This is a genomic window from Corynebacterium sp. HMSC072G08 (genome assembly GCF_001809185.1).
Classification (GTDB): domain Bacteria; phylum Actinomycetota; class Actinomycetes; order Mycobacteriales; family Mycobacteriaceae; genus Corynebacterium; species Corynebacterium phoceense.
Window position 1 is genome coordinate 47,444 of the sequence record NZ_KV796429.1, and the last position, 20,267, is coordinate 67,710.

Consider the following 20,267-nt stretch of genomic DNA (forward strand, 5'->3'; position numbering starts at 1 on the left):
CAGGGCCTCTGCCTGAGGGCTAGTAAATCTCGCCCGGGGTGTAGTTCGCTGCCCCCGGGTGCTGATCCGCAAGGGCCTTGATGCGGGTAAGTACCTGGTTGACCTGGGACTCGGCCGCGCCGATGAAGGCGTGCTTGTCAGCGAGGGCGGCCTCGAGATCTTCTGCAGACAGCGGCAGGCGCTCGTCCGCAGCGAGGCGGGCAACGAGGTCCTGCTCAGCACCGTTTTCACGCATGTTGAGCGCGACGGCGACGGCATTTTCTTTGATTACCTCGTGCGCGGTCTCGCGACCCACGCCGGCGCGGACGGCGGCCATGAGGATGCGGGTCGTGGCGAGGAATGGCAGGTAGCGCTCGAGCTCGCGGTTGATCATTGCTGGGAACGCGCCGAATTCGGAGAGCACGGTGAGGAAGGTCTCGAACTGGCCATCGATGGCGAAGAAGGCATCCGGCAGCGCCACGCGGCGGATGACGGAGCAGAACACGTCGCCCTCGTTCCACTGCTGACCGGAGAGGTCAGCGACCATGGTGAGGTAGCCGCGGAGGATGACCTGGAAACCGCAGACGCGCTCGCAGGAGCGAGCGTTCATCTTGTGCGGCATCGCGGAGGAACCGACCTGGCCTTCCTTGAAGCCCTCGGTGACGGTCTCGTTGCCGGCCATGAGGCGAATGGTCGTGGCCAGCGAGGAGGGGCCGGCGCCGAGCTCGACGAGCGCAGAGACCGCGTCAAAGTCGAGGGAGCGCGGGTAGACCTGACCCACGGAGTTGAAGATTCGGCTAAAGCCCAGGTGGTCGGCAATGAGCGTCTCCAGCGACGCGAGCTTATCCTCGGAACCGCCCATGAGGTCGAGCATGTCCTGAGAGGTGCCCATCGGGCCCTTGATGCCGCGCAGCGGGTAGCGGCCCAGCAGGCTTTCCACGCGTTCGATGCCCAGCAGCATCTCGTCCGCGGCGGACGCGAAGCGCTTGCCCAGCGTCGTGGCCTGCGCCGCCACGTTGTGGGACCGGCCTGCCATGACGAGGGTCTGGTACTGTGCGGCGCGCTCGCCAATGCGGGAGACGACGGCGATAGCCTTGTCGCGGATGAGCTCGAGGGAGCGCAGGATCTGCAGCTGCTCGACGTTCTCCGTGAGGTCACGGGAGGTCATGCCCTTGTGAATGTGTTCGTAGCCAGCCAGGGCGTTGAACTCTTCGATGCGTGCCTTGACGTCGTGGCGCGTGACGCGCTCGCGGTCAGCGATGGATGCAAGGTTGACGTCCTCGATGACGGCCTCGTAGGCCGCGATAGCCTCTGCCGGGATGTCGACGCCGAGGTCCTTCTGGGCCTTCATGACGGCGATCCACAGCTGACGCTCGAGGACGATCTTGTGCTCTGGCGACCAGATCTCGGTCATCTCGGGTGACGCATAGCGTGCGGACAGTACGTTGGAAATGTTCTTTTTCTCAGCCACGCCGTTTATTATCGCACGCCTAGCGTGCCGATGCCCCCGACTCTCGCGCTAGGCCGCGCCACGGCGTCTGGGCCCAGCGCTCAGACACAGCGTCCGCCTCAGCGACCGGGCTAGTGCCCGGTCACGCCCGTACCTCCTTAGACGCGAATGCGCTCCTGCGCTGCGGGCAGACCGATGTCGTAACGGTAGAAGCCGCCGTCCATCGCGACCTCATCGAGGACAACGTAGGCGTTGCCACGGGCCTCGTGGAGGGTGGAGCCGTGGCCCAGAACGTTGAGCACGCGGCCGCCGTTCGCACGGACGGTACCGTCCTCCTCGACGGTGGTGCCCGCGTGGAGGATCTTCTCCGGGTTGTCCAGATCCGGGCTGGAGATTTCCGCGCCCTTGACCGGGGAGGCCGGATATCCCTCAGCGGCGAGGACGACGGTGACGGCGTAGCCGTCCTTCCATTCCAGCGGCGGGAGTTGGGCCAACTCGCCGGCGGCGACGGCGTGGAGGGCCTCGGCCAGCGGGGACTCGAGGAGACTCAGGACGGCCTGGGTCTCCGGGTCGCCGAAGCGGCAATTGAACTCGACGACGGACGGGCCTTCCTTACCCCAGGCCAGGCCGGCGTAGAGCAGACCGGAGTACGGGGTACCGCGGCGGACCATTTCCTTGGCGACGGGCACGCAGACCTCGTTGACGATGCGCTCGACGCCGCGCTTGGGCAGCCACGGCAGCGGGGTGTACGCGCCCATGCCACCGGTGTTGGGGCCTTCGTCATTGTCGAACGCACGCTTGTGATCCTGCGCCGGCAGCAGCGGGGCGACGGTCTCACCGTCGACGAGACAGAAGAGGGAGACCTCCGGGCCGTCGAGGAAGGACTCGAGGAGAACCGGGTTGCCGGCACCCAGCACGGCGTCAACGTGCGCGCGAGCCGCGGCGCGGTCCTCGGTCACGACGACGCCCTTGCCGCCGGCCAGGCCGTCATCCTTGACCACGAACTGCGGGCCAAAGCGGTCGAGCGCGGCCTCGATGTCGGCGTCCGCGGTACCCGGGGTGAGCTGCTCCGCGCGTGCAGTCGCAACGCCTGCGGCCTCCATAACGTCCTTGGCGAACTTCTTGGAGCCTTCAATCTGAGCGGCGTCCTGGTTGGGGCCGAAGACGAGAATTCCCGCCTCGCGGAGAACGTCGGCGACACCCGCGACGAGCGGGACCTCAGGGCCGACAACGACGAGCTCAGCAGCGATGGACTGCGCCAACTCGAGCATGCGCTGCGGATCATCAACCTGCGAGTACTCGGGGTGGACGGTGGCGAGTTGGGCGAAGGCCGGTGAACCCGGAGCGACGTGGAGCTCTGGGGCAGAAGGGTCGTTTGCCAGTCCCTTGAGGAGGGCGTGTTCGCGGCCGCCCGAACCGATCACAAGAATTCGCATGCCGCCTATCCTACCGGGCGGGTAGGGTATTCCCCATGGCTTCTGTATTTACCAAGATCATCGAAGGCGAACTGCCCGGCCGTTTTGTTTACCGTGACGACACCGTCGTTGCTTTCTTGTCCATCGAGCCCCTGCGCTACGGCCACACGCTCGTCGTTCCCATCCAGGAAGTCGATAAGTGGACCGACCTCGACGAGGAGACGTGGGCCCACCTCAATGCCATCGCCAAGGAAGTCGGCAACGCTGTAAAGAACGCGTTTGACGCCAAGCGCGCCGGCTACATCATCGCGGGCTTCGACGTCCCGCACACCCACATTCACATCTTCCCCACCGACAAGATGGAGGAGTACGACTTCGCCAAGGCCTACGCTGCCGATGCCACCGATGCCGCAGCCATGGACGAGGCGGCCACCCGCATTCGCCAGCACCTCGGCACCGGCGAGGACGGCTTCCGCTCCTAACGACGTCTTTCCTGGGGAGCGCCCGACTTGACTCAGCTCACCGTCAGGCCCGACCACACTGGTCGAAGTCCCGACTCACAACCAACCTGGGCTTTCTTACCTGGCTTGCCTATCAATGTGGCGTAAGCTCGTTCGCATCAACGTCTTTGCCTTGAGGTTTGGTGTCGACGTTCAGGCTTCGTCTGACTTGACTAATGGGTCAGGTTCAGGGGACCTGACTCCAGTTGTCCACACCTGACCAACGTGATGACTGCGACGGTGCGCAGCGATGTCCCTCCACGCGCACACCGACCAACTCGCAACATGGCCGGAAAGCTGCCTCCCCCGTCTGACTACATTGAACCAAGGACTAACGCAAACGAGTCCGTGGACAGACCGAGATCAAGACCGTCTCCATCGCTGCGGAGCTGTTGCCCACCCGCTTCTCACCGCGCCGTGCCGCCGCGAGTTAGCCACAACGTCCGAATAAGGCCCGGATTTTTCGAAATCTGGAGCCTTATTCGGGAGTTGTGGCTATTTTCATGCACACTTCGCGGCAGCCCAGGCAGGAGTTGTCATCACAGTAGTCATACCCGACTTGCGCAAAACCTGGGGTTTTCTAAGAAGTAACACTGTGACCTAAAAATACTCTGTTGAAGGGGCCTTTTCGCGGTACTCAAGACACAGTGTGAAAGCCAGGTTTGGGGGCCAGTGTTCGGGATCGGGTCCTAACGTGGGCCTTGGGGAGCGTCCGGCGTGTCCGGTGCGGACTCGGCGCTGCCCGACTCCGTAGCAAAGTTGCCGCGCGACTTCTCCTTGGACTTGCTGCGTGACCACGGCTTGGTGCGCAGCTTCTTCTTCGCCTTCTTCCCAGAGACGGGAACCGCGGTACCGGTGATGGTGGCGGGCTCGGCCGTGGGGTCGCAGGGGGCATCGGCAGGCTGGGGCACGGCCGGCAGCGCGACCGTAAAGGTCGAGCCGACGCCCAGCTCCGAGGTCACTGACAGGGTGCCGCCATGCTGCTCCACGAGGGACTTGGCAATGGCCAGGCCCAGGCCGGAGCCGCCCGTGTCGCGAGTACGCGACGAGTCCGCGCGGTAAAAACGCTCAAAGATATGCGCGGCGACTTCGTCCTCCATGCCCTTGCCGTCATCGATGACGTCGATATATATAAAGCCTTCTCCATCGCGCAGCTGGATGGTCACCGTCGCGTCATCGCCCGCGTGGCGCATGCCGTTGGACACGAGGTTGAGCAGCACCTGGTGGAGACGGTCCGGGTCGCCGTTAACGAGCGGGATGCCGGAGGTCTTGGGGCGCACATCGATGGTGCGTCCGGCAAACGCGGCGCGCGCAGTCGACCCCACGGACATGCAGAGCTCGAGAAGATCGACGGTATGCATCTCGAGGCGATTGCCCTCCGCGCGGGTGAGTGCAAGGAGATCCTCGACGAGCAAGGACATGCGCTTGGACTCGGCGTCGATCTTGCCCAGCACGAGGTCTACATCATCCGTGGCGCCGGAGCGGTAGAGCTCCGTGTAGCCACGCAAACTAGTAAGCGGCGTGCGCAACTCGTGGGAGGCATCGCCCACGAAACGGCGCATCTGGTTTTCCTTGTCGCGCGCGGTCTCGATGGATTCTTGGAGCCGGCCCAGCATAATATTGAGCGATTTGGAGAGCTCGCCGACCTCGGTATTTTCTCCCAGGACCGGGACACGCTTGTCCAAGTCGCCTGCGGCAATCTGTCGAGCGGTGCGTTCCACCTCGCGCAGCGGACGGAGCGCCGCCTTCACGCAGATGAAACTTATCAAGTAAATGATGATGCTGACGATGAGGCTGATGCCGATCTGCATGAAGGACAGCTGCTGGATCTGCGCGTTTTCACGTGCAATCTTCTTCGCCACGACGATAATAGAGCCGTCATTGCGCGTGGCGACGGCGCGCCACTGCTCGCTGGAACGGCGGACCGCACCGGAATTGTCTGTCCGGACCGTGTCCACCGTCTGCGGCGTGCCGTCCACTACGAGATCTTCCACGCGCGGGATGGCCTCAAGATCCGGATTGAAGTACTTGGCAGTACCGTCCGCGCCATACGAGATGACGGTGTATTCGCTCGGCGGACGGCGGTCATCGCTTTCGCCCAACAGATCTTCGTTGCGTGCCCAACCCCGCGCGGCGGTGATGAGATCCTTGTCGACCTGCGAGTAGATCGCTTCGCGCATGAGCGCAGAAACCGCAGCGGAACTCGCGATAAGTCCCGCCAACGAGACGCCCACCACGATGATGACGAGCAACGTGCGCAGCGAGACCGTGCGGACGAAGGAGGAAAGAGATTTCTGTATCTTCATGAAGCGGCAGTCGGCTTCAACCTAGGAGCGCGGCATGCGCAGAACGTAGCCCACGCCGCGAACGGTGTGGATGAGCGGGGTGTCGCCCGTGTCGATCTTGCGGCGCAGGTACGAGATATAGGACTCGACGACGTTGCCGTCGCCACCGAAGTCGTAGTGCCACACGTTGTCGAGGATCTTCGCTTTGGAGAGAACAACTTCTTTGTTCTGCATGAGGTAGCGCAGGAGGTTGAACTCCGTGGGCGATAGGTCGACGATCTCGCCGCTCTTGGTGACCTCGTGCGTGTCATCATTGAGGGTGAGGTCAGCGTAAGTCATGGTGGCGTCAGACGTCATGTCGTCCGCGACGGCGCCGCGGCGCAGAATGACGCGCAGACGCGTGATGACTTCTTCGAGGGAGAAAGGCTTCGTCACATAATCGTCCGCACCGATGGTGAGGCCGTGGATACGCTGATCGACGCTGTCCTTCGCTGTGAGGTAAAGCACCGGGCCGTCAAGGCCTTCTTGGCGAAGCTTGCCGAGTAGCTCAAAGCCGTCCATGCCGGGCATCATGACATCAAGGATGTACGCGTCCGGGTTGATCTCGCGCGCGATGCGCAGCGCCTCCGTGCCCGAGTTCGCGGTGTGCACGTTGAAGCCCTGGAATTTGAGGGACACGGTGAGCAGTTCGACGATATTCGGTTCGTCATCGACCACGAGGATGGTCACGTTGTCATTATGCTTATCGTCCATGATGGAAGGGTGCCTTTCGTAATTTAAGCTCGACTGATTAGTCTGCCACTCGCGTTTTCAAGGGTACTGCCGAAAACCTGAAAGCCGACTGTGAGACTCCGCGGGGATTCCGCGCCCCCGCGCGGGGTAGTTTATGTTCCATTGCGCTGCGCGCCTGTCCCGCGCACCTTAGGCTTACGGTTTATGACTGCGCCTGCTGCTTCTTTGCCCGTGCCTTCCGCGGCTCGCCGTACCGACCGCCTCACCGTCGCTGCGTGGGCTCTGTGGGACTGGGGTTCCGCCGCGTTTAACGCCGTGCTCGTCACCTTCATTTTCTCGGTCTACCTCACCGATTCCGTGGGCAAGCAGATCGATTCTTCGCACACCCCAGCCCAATGGCTGTCCTGGTCCATGACGGCGGCGGGACTCGTTATCTTCGCCGTCACTCCCATCATGGGCCAGCGCTCGGACCGGCGCGGCTCCCGCCGCCGGGCGCTCGCGTTCTGGTCCGCGGCCACCTTCGCCGTTATGGCGTTGCTCTTCTTCGTACGCAACGACGCCCCCGTCTATTTCTGGCTGGGACTCGCGGGACTCGCGGTGGGTTCGGTGACCATGCAGTTCGCAGAAGTCAACTACTTCGCGCAGCTGAAACAGGTCGCCGCCCCGGAGCGCGTGGGACGCGTCTCCGGCCTGGGCTGGTCCGCGGGGTACACCGGCGGCATCGTGCTCCTGCTCATCTGCTACTTCGGGTTCGTCGCCACTGGCAGCACCCCGGGGACGGCAGGCGCGCTCAATCTTCCCACTGATGGTGGCTGGAACATGCGGCTCGTCGCGCTCCTCGCCGCGCTATGGTTTGGCGTAAGCGCCATCCCCGTTCTCCTGCGCGTGCCGGAGATTCCCGCCTCCGGTGAGGACACTGGCGGCATCATCGCGTCCTACCGTGCGCTTTTCGCGACGCTGCGCGAGCTATGGCACGAGGACCGCAACGCCTTCTACTTCCTCTTCGCTTCCGCGGTCTTCCGCGACGGGCTCTCCGCCGTGTTCAGCTTCGGTGCCGTGCTCGGTGTCTCGGTCTATGGCTTGAGCGCCGGCGACGTGCTCATCTTCGGCGTCGCCGCCAACGTCGCCGCGGCACTCGGCGCTGTGCTGGGCGGCCTCCTCGATGACCACGTGGGGCCAAAGGCCATCATCCTCACGTGCTTGGGAATCCTCACCTCCATGGCACTCGTGATGTTCTTCGCCTCGGGCCCGCTCGCCTTCTGGATCTGCGGCCTCATACTGTGCCTGTGCGTGGGTCCGGCGCAGGCCTCGGCCCGCGGCTTCCTCGCCCGCGTCGCGCCGCCGGGCCGCGAGGGCCAGATGTTCGGTCTCTACGCCACGACCGGCCGCGCCGTGAGCTGGCTTGCTCCCCTGCTCTTTGGTCTCTTCGTCTCCTGGTTCGGCGACGGCGACCGCGGCGGCGTGCTCGCCATCGGGCTCGTGCTGGCCGTGGGCGCGCTGCTTCTTATCCCCGTCAAGGACCCGACGAAAAACGGCGCGACGCCCGCGGCCTGAGCGGCACGCGGGCGCCGGCGCGGGGCTCGAGCAAGCTCGCGGTTTTAAGGGCGCGGGATGTTGCGCAGGTTGGACTGCGCCAGGTTAATCATCTGGCCCACGCCGCCGCCGAAGACGGTACGGGTTGCGGCCTTGGAGAAGCCGGCGAGCTGCGCGAAGGTCAGCGTCGGCGGGATGGACAGCGCGTTCGGGTCGGTCACCATATCGACGAGAACTGGGCCGTTGAAGGCCATGGCTTCCTGAATCTGCTTGCGGGCCTTCTTCGGGTCCTCAATGCGGATGTGCTTGATGCCAGTGGCCTCGGCGATCTGCGCGTAGTTGACGGCGTCGTGGTCCGTCTCATGCTCCGGCAGGCCCTGGACGAGCATCTCAAGCTTGACCATGCCCAGCGAGGAGTTGTTGAATACGAACATCTTCACGGGCAGATTGTGGAGCTTGACGGTGAGCAGCTCACCCATGAGCATGGACAGGCCGCCGTCACCGGAGAAGGTGATGACCTGGCGGCCCGGGTTCGCGGCCTGGGCGCCGATGGCCATCGGAAGAGCGTTCGCCATGGTGCCGTGGCGGAAGGAACCGATCTGCTCACGCTGACCGTTCGGGGTGATGTAGCGCGCGCCCCAGACGTTGCACATGCCGGTATCGACGGTGAAGATGGCGTCGTCCGCGGCCTCTTCGTCAATGATGTTGGCCACGAATTCCGGGTGGATGGGCTTCATCTTCTCGGCATTCTTGGTGTAGGCCTCAACCACGTTGTTGAGCTTGTTGTAGTGCGACTTGAGCATCCGGTCGAGGAAGCGGCGATCCTGCTTCTCCTCGACGTGCGGCAGGATGTTTTCGATGGTCGCTGCGACGTCGCCGGTGACCGGGTACTTGATCTTGGTGCGGCGGCCGATGTGGGAGCCGTCGATATCGACCTGCGCGACGTTACCTTGCGGCAGGAAGTCGTTGTACGGGAAGTCAGTACCCAGGAGGATGAGCAGGTCAGCCTCGTGGGTGGCCTCGTGCGCGGCGCCGTAGCCGAGCAGGCCGGACATGCCGACATCAAACGGGTTGTCGTACTGGATGTACATCTTGCCGCCGAGGGCGTGGCCAATCGGAGCCTTGATCTTTTCGGCGAGGGCGAGGACCTGCTCGCGGGCGTTCTTCACGCCAGCGCCAACGAAGAGCGCGACGGTCTTAGCCTCGTTGATGGCCTGGGTCAGCGCGGCGGCCTCGGCCGGGTCCGGGAAGACCACCGGGGTGCCGGAGGAAATCTTCGACTGAGTGAAGGCGTCATCGGTAGCCTCCTGCATGGAGACGTCGCCCGGCAGGACGAGGACGGACACGCCCTTGCCCGCCATCGTGGACTGGATGGCGTGGTGCAGGACGACGCCGCCCTGCTCAGCGGAGTTGACCATCTCGCAGTAGCCGGAGCACTCGTTGAAGAGCATCTCCGGGTGGGTTTCCTGGAAGAACTTCGAGCCAATCTGGCGCGACGGGATATGCGACGCAATGGCGAGCACCTTGGCACCGTTGCGATGTGCGTCGTAGAGACCCTGCACCAGGTGCGTGTTGCCCGGACCGCAGGAGGCGGCGCAGACAGCCAGCTTGCCGGTGGTCAGGGAGTCAGCCTCAGCAGCGAAAGCAGCGGCTTCCTCGTTGCGGACGTGGACCCACTCGATGGGTGAGCGACGAACCGCGTCGACGATGGGGTTGAGCGAGTCACCCACCAGACCATAAATGCGCTCGACGCCCTGGGCTTCGAGCACGGCGACGAGTTGTTCGGCGTAATTGCGTGCCATAAGAATAATCCTCGTTTTCTTCGTATTTAAGACCTAAATTTGCCTACGCCCGATTGTCCCCGTCTGTGATTGGAAAAGCCACTATCAGCTCGCTTCTCACAACCGAACGGGCAGCGTGATCCACGAGACAATGCAACCGCTCAGGTTGATTACTGTAACGACCGTTCGCTAAAGTAATGCGTCATGACCGAAGAACTCTCGACGCCCCCGACGCTTACCGAACGGCGCCGTGTAGCCCGCACTGAACGCGCCGCACGCCGCCACGATCGCCGCACCGCCCTGCGCTATGCAGAGGACTCCACGCCCGCGCAGCGCTGGACATTTCTTGCCGTGGTATCACTCGGCCTGCTCATGATTGGTCTCGACAACTCGATCCTCTATACGGCACTGCCGCGGCTCACCCACGTGCTTCATGCCTCCGCGCTTCAGTCGCTGTGGATCATCAACGCCTACCCGCTCGTCCTCGCCGGCCTACTGCTGGGCACGGGCACGCTAGGCGACCGCGTGGGCCACCGACGCATGTTCGTCACGGGCCTCGCGATTTTCGGACTTGCCTCGCTCGCGGCTGCGTTCTCACCGTCCGCGTGGGCGCTCGTGGCTGCACGTGCGTTCCTCGGCTTCGCCGCGGCCGTCATGATGCCCGCGACCCTCGCACTTATCCGACTCACCTTCGCCGACGAGAGGGAGCGCAACACCGCCATTGGCATTTGGGGCTCCGTCGCCGTCGTCGGTGCGGCCGCCGGTCCTGTCCTGGGCGGCTTCCTGCTGGAGCACTTCTACTGGGGCTCGGTCTTCCTCATTAACGTGCCCATCTGCGTCATCGCGCTCGGCCTCACGCTGCTCATCGCGCCGCCCAACGTCCCGCACCCGGACAAGCGCTGGGACTTTATCTCCTCGCTCTATGCTCTGTTCGCGCTGGGCGGATTCACCATGACCATCAAGGAACTTGCGCGCGGCTCCTGGACGCTCGCGGGCGTCGCGCTGCTCGTCGCGATATGCGGCGGCTGGGTCTTTGTCCGCCGCCAAAACAAGCTGGTCGACCCGCTCCTCACCTTCGATATCTTCCGTTCGCGCATCTTTGCTGGCGGCGTTGCTGCCGCAGCCGGCGCCATGTTCGTTCTCGCGGGCGCGGAGCTCACCACGACGCAAAAACTGCAGCTCGCCGATGAATGGACCCCGCTCCACGCGGGACTCGTGGTCGCCATCGCAGCGGTGTGCGCCATCCCCATGTCCGCCATCGGTGGCGCGGTGCTCCACAAGGTCGGCTTCCTGCCGCTCATCTCCGGCGGCTTCCTCTCCATTACCGCAGGCGTGTTGCTTGCCGCATGGGCGACGCATACGGGTCTGCAGCCGGCGCTGTATGCCGGCATGATGCTCGTAGGCCTGGGCGCGGGCTCGGCGATGTCCGTGTCCTCGACCGCGATCATCGGCGCCGCCCCGCTTAACCGCTCGGGCATGGCAGCGGGCGTGGAGGAGGTCTCCTACGAGTTCGGCACGCTTATCGCGGTCGCGCTCACCGGTTCGCTACTGCCCATGTTCCTCAGTGCCTACTTGCCGGAGGAGCTGCGCAGCCTGGGCCTTGCCATCATGGATTCGGCGGAGCATGCCTCCGTCGCGGCGCCGGCCTATGCGCAGGCCTACGTCTCAGTACTCATCATTCTGGGCGTCATCGCCGCCGCTTTCGCGGCATACACCGGCTGGGCTTTCCGCGATAATCCCACATCAGGAGGCAACGGTGGCACGCACGAGTAAAAAGAACGAGGCGCTCGTCGCCGCCCTCGACATCGTCCAGGACGCTGGCGTCAACGCCGTGACCTACGACTCCTTGTCGCAGGCGACCGGGATGACGAAGTCCGGACTCATCTACCACTTCCCCACTCGCCACGACCTGCTCGTGGAGATGCACCGCTTCTGTGCGCAGCGCTGGGAGGCCGAACTAGAAAAGCTCGGCGGCGGGCGCGCCGAAGAGCTCACGCGCACGCAGCGTCAGCGCGCGCTTGTGCTCTCCTTGTCGAAGAACGATCCGCTCGTCGAGCTACTCATGTCCATCCATGCGCAGTCCCACCCGGAATTCCAGGCCATCTGGAAAGAGGTCGACGATGAGTGGATGCCCGATCCCTCGCGCGACGTGAGCGACGAGGCCGAACTACAGGAGCTCATCGTCGCCGTGCTTAGCATGGGCTTGTGGGTTCACGACCACGTCTCAGAAACGCACCTGTCCGCGGGCAATCGAAAGAAGATCCTCGAGCACGTGCTGCGGATCCTCGACGCGGACGCCTAAAGGCCCGCCCCGAACACGTCGCGACGTCACTTTCGGGCGCTAGAGCTCTTTCCGCGCCAGAACTGCGCGCAACGCGCCCGAAAATACAGCAAAGACGGGCTCCACGGGCGACAAAGTTGAAGCCCCCTACCCGTCAGTGCAGGTAGAGGGCTTCTGTGGGGCTGGAGACGAGACTTGAACTCGCAACCTACGCATTACAAGTGCGTTGCGCTACCAATTGCGCCACTCCAGCCTGTGCGCGCGAAGCGCACTAGGGCTAAATCGTACAATATGGCGCCCGCTGGAACCTAAGCGGCGCGAGCATGGCGCGGCACAGGGGTACAGACACAGGGGTGCAGGTGCAGGGGTGCGCGGCGGTGGGCACTACGGATAGAGTTGCAGGCTAGATACGCATACGCAGTTATTCGACTCTCGACACACGCGGTGGTCGCGCCGGCTCACGGACGCGACCCCCATTTCAACGCAAGGCACACGTAGACACAGTGACACATGTAATAGATCAGTTCCGCGGCTGGGCTGGCAAGCTGGGCGGCGGTTTCTTCGGCGACGCCCGCACGCGCATCGCCACGATTGACGCGGCCCAGGCCGCACCCCCGCCGTCGCCGCTGGCGCCGGTCGATCTCACGGACCCGGCTCAGGTGACGGGCGTGATGGAAATCGCCGCGCGCATCGGCGAAATCCTCATCTGCGCGGGTTCCTCGAACGCGGACGCGCGCTCCCAGATTTACCTCGCGGCGGCGTCCTATGGCCTGCACTACTGCCACGTCGATGTCGTCATGAACACGATCACCATCCACACCAACGTGGGCACGGGCGCGGACCGCCGGCCGATCACGGTATTCCGCGTGGCACCGGGCATTGACGTGAACTTCTCCAAGCTCTCGGCCGTGGATAAGCTCATCCGCTCCATCCACTCCGGCGCCACGCCGCCCGCGCTGGCCGAGCGCATCCTCAACGAAATCGATCAGATGCCGCCGCCGCGCGGTATCCGCTCCGTCCTCGTCGGCTGGGGCGTCATGGGCGCGGCCTTCTCGGTCGTCCTCGGCGGCGGGCTGCTGGCCGCGGCGCTGACGTTTATCATCACCATCCTCATCATGGGAGTCAATGCTCTCCTCGCGCGTTATCGGGTTCCGACGTTTTATCAAAACATCGCCGGCGGATTCATCGCCGTATTCCCTGCCGCGTTGTCCTATAACCTGGCGGCGACGCTCGGCATCCACCTCGTTCCGTCACAGGTCATTGGTTCGGGGATCATCATCCTCGTGGCGGGGCTGACGTTGGTGCAGTCCCTTGTCGACGGCATCACCCGTGCGCCCGTCACCTCCACCGCGCGCTTTTTCGAGGCAGTGCTGGCGACCGGCGCGATCATCGGCGGCGTCGGCTTAGGGATTCAAACTGCCGATGCCCTGGGCTTCCCGCTGCCGCCTCTGGAAACGATGGCAGCGCCGGTCTATCACCAAATCCCACTGCTTATCACTATGGGCGCCATCGGCTCTGCCGCATTCGCGTACTCGCTGTATGCCGCGTGGAAAGAAGTTATCGTCTCCGGACTAACCGCCGGCGCCGGCATGGTCTTCTACTACTTCGTGGTCATCCCCTTCGGCGTGGGCACCGTCGTGGCCTGCGGCATCTCCGCCATCGCGGTGGGACTCGCCGGCGGTCTACTTGCTCGCCGCTACTACATCCCGCCGCTCATTACGATGATCATCGGCTACACGCCGATGCTGCCGGGTCTCATGCTCTACCGCGGCATGTACGCCACGATCAACGAGCAGGTCATCACCGGTTTCACCAACCTCGCCACGGCGATCGCCATAGCGGGCTCGCTGGCCGCGGGTGTCGTGCTCGGCGAGCGCGGCGCACGCCGCCTGCGCCGCCCGCAGTACTTCCGTCCGTACGAAGCCTTCAAGCGCCTGGGGCGCTTCTCCGCGCACCAAGCCCGCGCGCTGCGCCACCGCACCCCGCGTATTCCGCGCGTGCCGCTTTCCCCACGTGCCCCGCGCGTCGAGCGCCCCGTGCCGCCGCCCGTGCAGGCGCCGCAGCCAGCTCCGGCCGAGACCACGGGGGCATCGGAAAGCCCGAGCGTGGCACAGGTCCGTATGGAGCAGGACAAGACGGTACGCGAGCAGCTCAAACAGCTCAACAGCCACGAGGTGCTCGACCTCCTCGAGGCTCTCGACCCAGCCACGGAAACGTGGGAGGCCATCTCCAGCCCGTTGGCGGACGGCTCCTCCTCGCCGGACGACCCAGATTTCCCGCCCCGGATTCCTCACGGCGATTGAGCGGCCTGTCGCGCAATAGCGTAGAATTGCAAGGTCTAAGAACAATCCCGTCAAGCAGGAGGACATTCGTGCCACCCAAGGTCACCGACGTTCAACCCAGTGCGGATAACTCGCACGTCCTCGAGGAAGAGACCGCCCGCGCCGCGCGCCGCATTGTCGCGACGTACGCGGAAGACTTCCTCGACGGCGTCACCCTGATGTCCATGCTCGGTGTGGAGCCCAAGGGACTCATCCACCGCAAGGTCCTCGCGGAGCACGAAGAAGCGCAGCCGAAGAAGGCCACGCGCAAGAAAGCAACGAAGAAGGCCACCAAGAAGGCGACGAAGAAGTCGACCAAGAAAACCGCCAAGGCTGCTAAGAAGACCTCGAAAAAGGCCGCCAAAAAGACCGCGAAGAAGTCTTAAAGCGCAGGTATGAGCGACAACAACTTCGTCGTCGTAGCCAACCGGCTGCCAGTCGACCTCCACACCGCCCCCGACGGAACCCGGACCTGGACCCCGTCGCCGGGCGGTTTGGTCGCTGCGCTCACCCCCGTGCTCGAGAAGCACAATGGCTGCTGGGTCGGCTGGCCGGGCGTCGTGGGGGACGCGCCCGAGCCCTTCCGCACCGAGCGCGGCGTGCTACTCCACCCCGTCAAGCTCTCCCAAGCGGATTTTGAGGGCTTCTACGAGGGCTTTTCCAATGCCACGTTGTGGCCGCTCTACCACGACCTCATCGTCACCCCGGTCTATGACCGCGACTGGTGGCACGTCTACCGCGAGGTCAACCTCCGTTTCGCCGACGAGGTCGCTGCCGTCGCCGCCGAGGGCGCGACCGTGTGGATTCAGGACTATCAGCTCCAGCTGCTGCCAGGCATCCTGCGCCAGCTGCGCCCGGACCTCACCATCGGCTTCTTCCTCCACATTCCTTTCCCTGCGCCGGATCTCTTCGCGCAGCTGCCCTGGCGCATGGAGCTCGTCCGTGGGCTCCTCGGCGCGGACCTCGTGGGCTTCCACCTCGAGGCCAACGCCCGCAACTTCCTGGCGCTGGCCCGCCGCTTTGGCATCGAGGTCTCCGGCGAGATCTCCACGCGCGAGGTCACCGCGCACCTGGAACTGAACAACGGCCGCCGCGTGGGCGTGGGCGCCTTCCCCATTTCCATTGACGCCGCCGCCATGAACGAATGGTCCGCCGCTGACTTGGGCGGCGCGGAACGCCTCCACGCGGACCTCGGCCACGAGCGCACCGTCATCCTGGGCGTCGACCGTCTCGATTACACCAAGGGCATCCTCCAGCGTCTCAAGGCCTTCGAGGAACTCCTCGAGACCGGCGCGCTCAACCCGGAAGATGTCTGCCTCGTGCAGATCGCCACACCCTCGCGTGAGCGCATTACGAGCTATCGCAAGACCCGCTCCCAGGTCGAGGAGGCCGTGGGCCGCATCAACGGACGCTTCGCACAAATCGGCGCACCCGTCGTCCACTACCGCCACACGAGCGTGCCCAAGGACGAGCTTCGCCGCTACTACCGCATGGCAGACGTCATGCTCGTTACGCCGTTCAAGGACGGCATGAACCTCGTGGCCAAGGAATACATCGCCTGCCACGGGGACGACTCGGGCGCGCTCGTGCTCTCCGAGTTCGCCGGCGCCGCCGTCGAACTTACCCAGGCCTACCTGTGCAATCCTTTCGACATTGAGTCCATTAAGAAGGCCCTGCGCGACGCAGTGGTCGGCCTGCACAATCAGCCGGAGGTCCTCGCTGAGCGCATGCATGCCATGCACGCCCAAGTCATGGAGCACGACGTCGACCTGTGGGCGAATTCCTTCCTCGACTGCTTGGAGAAAAAATGAAGAAAATCCTCGCTCCTCTCCTCGCTCTCACGCTCGCGGCCTGCGGCACGCCGGAGGACAACGCCGCGCCCGGCGACCAGGTCCGCTTGAATAAGTCCTGGCAGGTCGTCGGCATCTACACGGCTGCCGATGCCCCCAGTTCTATCCCTGAGACTCTCCACCCCGCGCCCAGCCTCACGCTCGGCACGCAGGGTCTCGTGGGTACGACGGGCTGCGCCCAGTTCCGCGCGGACGCCACGTACCTCAACGGCGAGGAAGAATCCAACGTCGAGGACGCGGACGGCGTGCGCATCGACTCCGTGCAATTCGACGACACGCGCGCCGACTGCACCGGCGAATCCCTATGGGCACACAACCAGCTCACGCGCCTGCTCGCTCAGAATCACGAGTTCACCCTCCGCGTCGACGAGAACAACCAGATGGTCTTCACCCTGCACGACGGCCGCGTGGACTCGCCTGCCATCCGCTTCGTGTCCCTCGCTGCCTAGAAACGCTTAAAAGGAGCATTTATGACCGACCAGCCTGCTTTCATCAACGAACTCGCACGTACCCCGCGGCTCGCGGTCGTCTCCGACTTCGACGGCACGCTCGCCAGTTTTGCCACGGACCCCTACGCGGTCCAGGCCGATCCCCGCTCGCTCGCAGCGCTCGAGCGCCTCGCCCAGCTCCCCGACACGTGGGCCGCGGTGCTCAGCGGTCGCCACCTCGAGGGGCTCGCCCGCGTATGTCCGCTCCACGATCCCGTCATCTTCGGTGGCTCCCACGGCGCGGAGACCGCAGGCCCCGCGGGCGCGACCCCCGTCACGCCCGAACAGCAGGCCTTCCTCGACGACGTCGAAGCTCAGCTTCACCCCATCCTCGCTCAGTTCCCAGGCGCCGAGATCGAGTACAAACCCTTCCAGCGCGTGCTCCATGTGCTCAAGCTGCATCTCCAGGATCCCGCAGCCGCACGCGCCGCGCTCGATGCCGCGCTTGCCCTCGACCTTCCCGGCGTCGAAGGCAAGATGGTCGTGGAATTCTCCGCCTCCTCGGCGACGAAGGGCTCGTGGATTCAGGCCCTGCGCGAGCGCCTGGGCGCCACGGCCGTCGTCTTCCTCGGCGACGACGTCACGGACGAGACCGGCTTCGCCGCGCTCACCCAGTTGCCCGCTGGCCCGGACCTGGGCATCAAGGTAGGCGAGGGCGAGACCACCGCCGTCCACCGCGTGCCCGGCGTCGACGCCGTGGCGGACTTCCTCACGGACCTCGCCGCCGCTCGCGCGGAGTTCCTCGGCCGCTAAATGCCAAAAGTGCCGCACTGTGCGCACAACCAAAAATCCTCGCCCGCCGCGCAGGTTTTCACAATTTTCGGTAGTTAGCGCGGCGGGGCGATGGTCGTGCCGCGCTCGAAGGTCGTGGGCAGCAGGCGGCGCGGGCTCTCCTCGGGCGCTTCGGCCTCGCCGCGCGCGATAAGCGAGGAGAGCATGTGGCCCGCGGCCGCGCCTTTCGCCTTATTCGGCTGCACGACGGTCGACAGGCCGCGCAGGCGGGCGGTCTGAATGCCGTCGAAGCCGGTGACAGAGAGCTCGCCTGGGACGTCGATGCCGCGCTCACGCGCCACTGTGAGTACCCCTAGCGCCATGGAGTCCGTGGTGCACAGGACGGCGGTGAGCTCGGGGTGGGCATCGAGAAGCTCAGTAGCTGCCGCGTGCGTAGTCTGCGCATTGTTGAGGTGGCGCGTCAGCACCGGAACGTCCGTAATGCCAGCCTCGTGGAAGACCTGCAGCGCGCCCGTCACGCGCGAGCGCTGCACGTGCATGTCAGCCTCGGCCAGGCGCTCCGGCGAAACGAAACCGTCCACCGGTTCGCGGAAGAGACGGATAGCGAGGATGCCGATCTGCGTGTGGCCAGCCTCCACGAGCGCACGCGCCGCTGGCTGAATGGCCGCAACGTCATCAATGCCCACGAAGGGCAGCCCGGCGTCTGTGGGCTGGTCGCAGACCACCACGGGCAGGCCGCGGCCGCGCACGGCCTCGAGGTACGGGTCGTCTGCGGCGACGGAGTAGACGACGAAGCCGTCGACGGCGGCGCGAGCGACGAGCGAGGGGCCATCGGCAGGCGAGCTGGTGCCGGGGCCGGCGGGGATGAGGGTCAGCGTCGTATCCGCGCCGGCAGAAGCCTCGGCCATGCCCGCCAGGAAGTCGACGGAGGCCTGGTCCTCGAAGGCGTAGGAGAGATGCTCGGTGAGCAGGACACCCACGGAACCAGCGTGGCGGGTGCGCAGGCTGCGCGCCGTGGGATCGGGCCCCGGGTAGCCCCGCGCGGCCGCCGCGGCGAGGATGCGCTGACGCGTAGCTGCGGAGAGCTGATCCGGGCGATTATAGGCGTTCGAGACGGTGGTGGGAGATACCCCCAACTCGGCGGCGAGCGACGCCAGCGTTTTGCGTTGTGGGGTGCGTTTTACCATAAGTGCTACCCTACCCCACCCACCCGCGTCGACCTCCCCTGATTTTCAATTGGTTATCAATTGACATTGAGTTGCAACAACGGAAAACTGGAGCGCATGCTGTACTCGCGTTCCCTGACTCTTGTGTCCGTCGCGGCACTGGCTCTCACGGCCACCGCCTGCTCCTCTGGCTCCTCTGACTCGTCGGCCTCTGGCGACGAGACCATTAAGATTGTCGCCTCCACGCCGATCTGGGCTGACGTCGCCAACGTCGTCGCCGAATCCACGGACGCGGACGTCGAGGTCTCCTCTGTGATTACGGACCCGAGCGTGGATCCGCACCACTTCGAGCCCACTGCAGCCAATATCGCGCAGGCCAACGAGGCAGACATGGTCGTCGTCGGTGGCGGCGGCTACGACGCATGGCTCTACGAGACGGTCAAGGAGCAGGACAAGGTTGTCACCGCCCTGCCGCTTATTGAGCACGGAACGCTCGACGAGCACATGAATGACGAGGGCCTTAAGGTCACGATCATCGACGGTAACGAGCACATCTGGTACGACGTCGAGGCCATCAACATCGTCGCCGAGGAGATCGCGGACGCCATCAACGCCAAGGACCCAGAGGCGGGCGCCTCGGCCGACGGCCTCGAGGAGAAGACGAAGGGCTTTGCCGACCGCATCGCCGCGCTGCCCGCCAAGAAGTACGCGCAGACCGAGCCGATTGCGGACTACCTCCTCGCGCCGTCGGACTCCTGGACTGACAACACGCCGGAGAAGTACCGCGCCGCCACCCTCGACGAGGGCGAGCCGGCCGCAGCTGACCTCGCGCGCTTCCTCGGCGTCATCAAAAACGGCGACATCGACGTCCTCATCTACAACCCGCAGACCGAGACGGATATGACCACGCGCATCCACGATGCTGCGGAGGCCGCCGGCATCCCGGTCGTCGAAATCGGCGAGACCCCGGTGGACGGCGAGAACTTCTTCGATTACTACGAGTCCGTTGTCTCCGCGCTGGAGTCCAATGCCAAGTAAGTCGCTCGTCTCCTTCTGCGACGCCGCGGTCGATCCGCTGTGGTCGAACATGTCCTTCGACATCGAGCCCGGCGAGTTCATCGCGGTGCTCGGCCCCAACGGCGTGGGCAAGTCCACGCTGCTCGGCACCATCTTGCGCACGCGCCAGCTCACCGACGGCCGCGTAGACGTCAATTGCCGCGTGGGCTATATCCCTCAGCAGCGCATGTTCCCGCCTGAGCTGCCGATGCGCGCCCGCGACCTCGTCTCCCTCTCCCTCGCCCATGGCGTGGTGAAGAACCGCCGCGCCGCGCGCGCTCGAGTGGACGAGCTCCTCACCGAGGTCGGCGCGACCGGCATCGCGGACCGCCGCGTAGGCCTGCTCTCCGGCGGCCAGCAACAGCTCATCCGCCAGGCTCAGGCCCTCGCTGCCGACCCGCAGCTTCTGCTCGCGGACGAGCCGCTGCTCTCGCTTGACCCGGCGCGCCAGCAGGCCACCGTGGACAAGCTCGATTTCTGGCGCCGCGAGCGCGACCTGTCCATCGTCTTCGTCACCCACGGCATCAACCCGGTGCTCGGCGTCGTCGACCGCGTGCTCTACATTGCGCCACATGGCCACATCATGGGCACCGTCAACGAGGTCATGCGCAGCGACGTGCTCTCTGAGCTCTATGGTTCGCGTGTCAACGTCATCGAAATCGATGGCCGCATGATCGTCGCGTAGAAGGGGAATCATC

The 20,267-nt window shown here is 64.8% G+C and carries 17 protein-coding genes and 1 tRNA gene; 11 read left to right on the forward strand and 7 right to left on the reverse strand.

The genetic code is table 11. The features are described 5' to 3' along the window. Positions 1–19: 19 nt before the first annotated feature. The gene (gene purB / locus HMPREF2559_RS08335) at positions 20–1,459 is read right to left on the reverse strand and encodes an adenylosuccinate lyase (RefSeq protein ID WP_066490189.1); all 1,440 of its coding nucleotides are present in this window, start codon (positions 1,457–1,459) and stop codon (positions 20–22) included. Positions 1,460–1,587: 128 nt separating this feature from the next. Further along, entirely contained in the window at positions 1,588–2,865 is a 1,278-nt protein-coding gene (gene purD, locus HMPREF2559_RS08340) for a phosphoribosylamine--glycine ligase (RefSeq protein WP_070540271.1), read from the reverse strand. 35 nt (positions 2,866–2,900) lie between these two features. Between purD and HMPREF2559_RS08345 the strand changes: the two genes are divergently transcribed. Next, on the forward strand, positions 2,901–3,326 hold the full coding sequence (locus HMPREF2559_RS08345) for an HIT family protein (protein WP_066490177.1): 426 nt from the start codon (positions 2,901–2,903) through the stop codon (positions 3,324–3,326). 707 nt (positions 3,327–4,033) lie between these two features. Here the strand turns inward: HMPREF2559_RS08345 and HMPREF2559_RS08350 are convergent. Then, positions 4,034–5,650, reverse strand: a complete 1,617-nt coding sequence (locus HMPREF2559_RS08350; RefSeq protein WP_070540274.1) for a sensor histidine kinase — start codon at positions 5,648–5,650, stop codon at positions 4,034–4,036. Between the two features lie 21 nt (positions 5,651–5,671). Further along, positions 5,672–6,382 (reverse strand): response regulator transcription factor, encoded by a 711-nt coding sequence (locus HMPREF2559_RS08355; protein WP_070540277.1) that lies wholly within the window; start codon positions 6,380–6,382, stop codon positions 5,672–5,674. Between the two features lie 183 nt (positions 6,383–6,565). On the opposite strand from HMPREF2559_RS08355, the gene HMPREF2559_RS08360 reads away from it, so the two are divergent. Next, positions 6,566–7,915 (forward strand): MFS transporter, encoded by a 1,350-nt coding sequence (locus HMPREF2559_RS08360; protein WP_070540280.1) that lies wholly within the window; start codon positions 6,566–6,568, stop codon positions 7,913–7,915. 44 nt (positions 7,916–7,959) lie between these two features. Here HMPREF2559_RS08360 and HMPREF2559_RS08365 read toward each other — a convergent pair whose 3' ends face one another. Next, positions 7,960–9,696, reverse strand: a complete 1,737-nt coding sequence (locus tag HMPREF2559_RS08365; protein WP_070540284.1) for a pyruvate dehydrogenase — start codon at positions 9,694–9,696, stop codon at positions 7,960–7,962. A 183-nt stretch (positions 9,697–9,879) separates the two neighbouring features. On the opposite strand from HMPREF2559_RS08365, the gene HMPREF2559_RS08370 reads away from it, so the two are divergent. Together HMPREF2559_RS08370 and HMPREF2559_RS08375 are read left to right on the forward strand one after the other, a co-directional pair. After that, positions 9,880–11,448, forward strand: a complete 1,569-nt coding sequence (locus HMPREF2559_RS08370; RefSeq protein WP_255356872.1) for an MFS transporter — start codon at positions 9,880–9,882, stop codon at positions 11,446–11,448. Next, positions 11,432–11,977 carry a TetR/AcrR family transcriptional regulator gene (locus HMPREF2559_RS08375; protein WP_068801329.1) on the forward strand — a complete coding sequence of 182 codons (546 nt, stop codon included), beginning with the start codon at positions 11,432–11,434 and terminating at the stop codon, positions 11,975–11,977. Before HMPREF2559_RS08370 ends, HMPREF2559_RS08375 begins: the two co-directional genes overlap by 17 nt. A 156-nt stretch (positions 11,978–12,133) precedes the next feature. On the opposite strand, the gene HMPREF2559_RS08380 is transcribed toward HMPREF2559_RS08375, so the two are convergent. Then, positions 12,134–12,209: transfer RNA gene (locus HMPREF2559_RS08380), tRNA-Thr, on the reverse strand. A gap of 292 nt (positions 12,210–12,501) precedes the next feature. On the opposite strand from HMPREF2559_RS08380, the gene HMPREF2559_RS08385 reads away from it, so the two are divergent. The 5 genes from HMPREF2559_RS08385 to otsB all read left to right on the forward strand — a co-directional run bounded on the left by HMPREF2559_RS08385 (position 12,502) and on the right by otsB (position 17,368). Further along, complete coding sequence (locus HMPREF2559_RS08385) at positions 12,502–14,259, forward strand: threonine/serine exporter ThrE (RefSeq protein ID WP_231732307.1); 1,758 nt, start codon at positions 12,502–12,504, stop codon at positions 14,257–14,259. Positions 14,260–14,327: 68 nt separating this feature from the next. Further along, positions 14,328–14,663 carry a hypothetical protein gene (locus HMPREF2559_RS08390; RefSeq protein ID WP_066490152.1) on the forward strand — a complete coding sequence of 112 codons (336 nt, stop codon included), beginning with the start codon at positions 14,328–14,330 and terminating at the stop codon, positions 14,661–14,663. A 9-nt stretch (positions 14,664–14,672) separates the two neighbouring features. Beyond that, positions 14,673–16,088: an alpha,alpha-trehalose-phosphate synthase (UDP-forming) gene (locus tag HMPREF2559_RS08395; RefSeq protein ID WP_066509690.1), complete on the forward strand. Its 1,416-nt coding sequence runs from the start codon at positions 14,673–14,675 to the stop codon at positions 16,086–16,088. Continuing rightward, positions 16,085–16,576 (forward strand): META domain-containing protein, encoded by a 492-nt coding sequence (locus HMPREF2559_RS08400; RefSeq protein ID WP_066490145.1) that lies wholly within the window; start codon positions 16,085–16,087, stop codon positions 16,574–16,576. The genes HMPREF2559_RS08395 and HMPREF2559_RS08400 overlap by 4 nt, the downstream gene beginning before the upstream one ends. Before the next feature lie 21 nt (positions 16,577–16,597). After that, the gene (gene otsB / locus HMPREF2559_RS08405; protein WP_070540287.1) at positions 16,598–17,368 is read left to right on the forward strand and encodes a trehalose-phosphatase; all 771 of its coding nucleotides are present in this window, start codon (positions 16,598–16,600) and stop codon (positions 17,366–17,368) included. A 74-nt stretch (positions 17,369–17,442) separates the two neighbouring features. Here otsB and HMPREF2559_RS08410 read toward each other — a convergent pair whose 3' ends face one another. Beyond that, entirely contained in the window at positions 17,443–18,534 is a 1,092-nt protein-coding gene (locus HMPREF2559_RS08410; protein WP_066490138.1) for a LacI family DNA-binding transcriptional regulator, read from the reverse strand. A gap of 96 nt (positions 18,535–18,630) precedes the next feature. Between HMPREF2559_RS08410 and HMPREF2559_RS08415 the strand changes: the two genes are divergently transcribed. Together HMPREF2559_RS08415 and HMPREF2559_RS08420 are read left to right on the forward strand one after the other, a co-directional pair. Continuing rightward, the gene (locus HMPREF2559_RS08415) at positions 18,631–19,551 is read left to right on the forward strand and encodes a metal ABC transporter solute-binding protein, Zn/Mn family (protein ID WP_066509695.1); all 921 of its coding nucleotides are present in this window, start codon (positions 18,631–18,633) and stop codon (positions 19,549–19,551) included. Then, positions 19,541–20,254 carry a metal ABC transporter ATP-binding protein gene (locus HMPREF2559_RS08420; protein ID WP_066490127.1) on the forward strand — a complete coding sequence of 238 codons (714 nt, stop codon included), beginning with the start codon at positions 19,541–19,543 and terminating at the stop codon, positions 20,252–20,254. The genes HMPREF2559_RS08415 and HMPREF2559_RS08420 overlap by 11 nt, the downstream gene beginning before the upstream one ends. Positions 20,255–20,267: the final 13 nt, after the last annotated feature.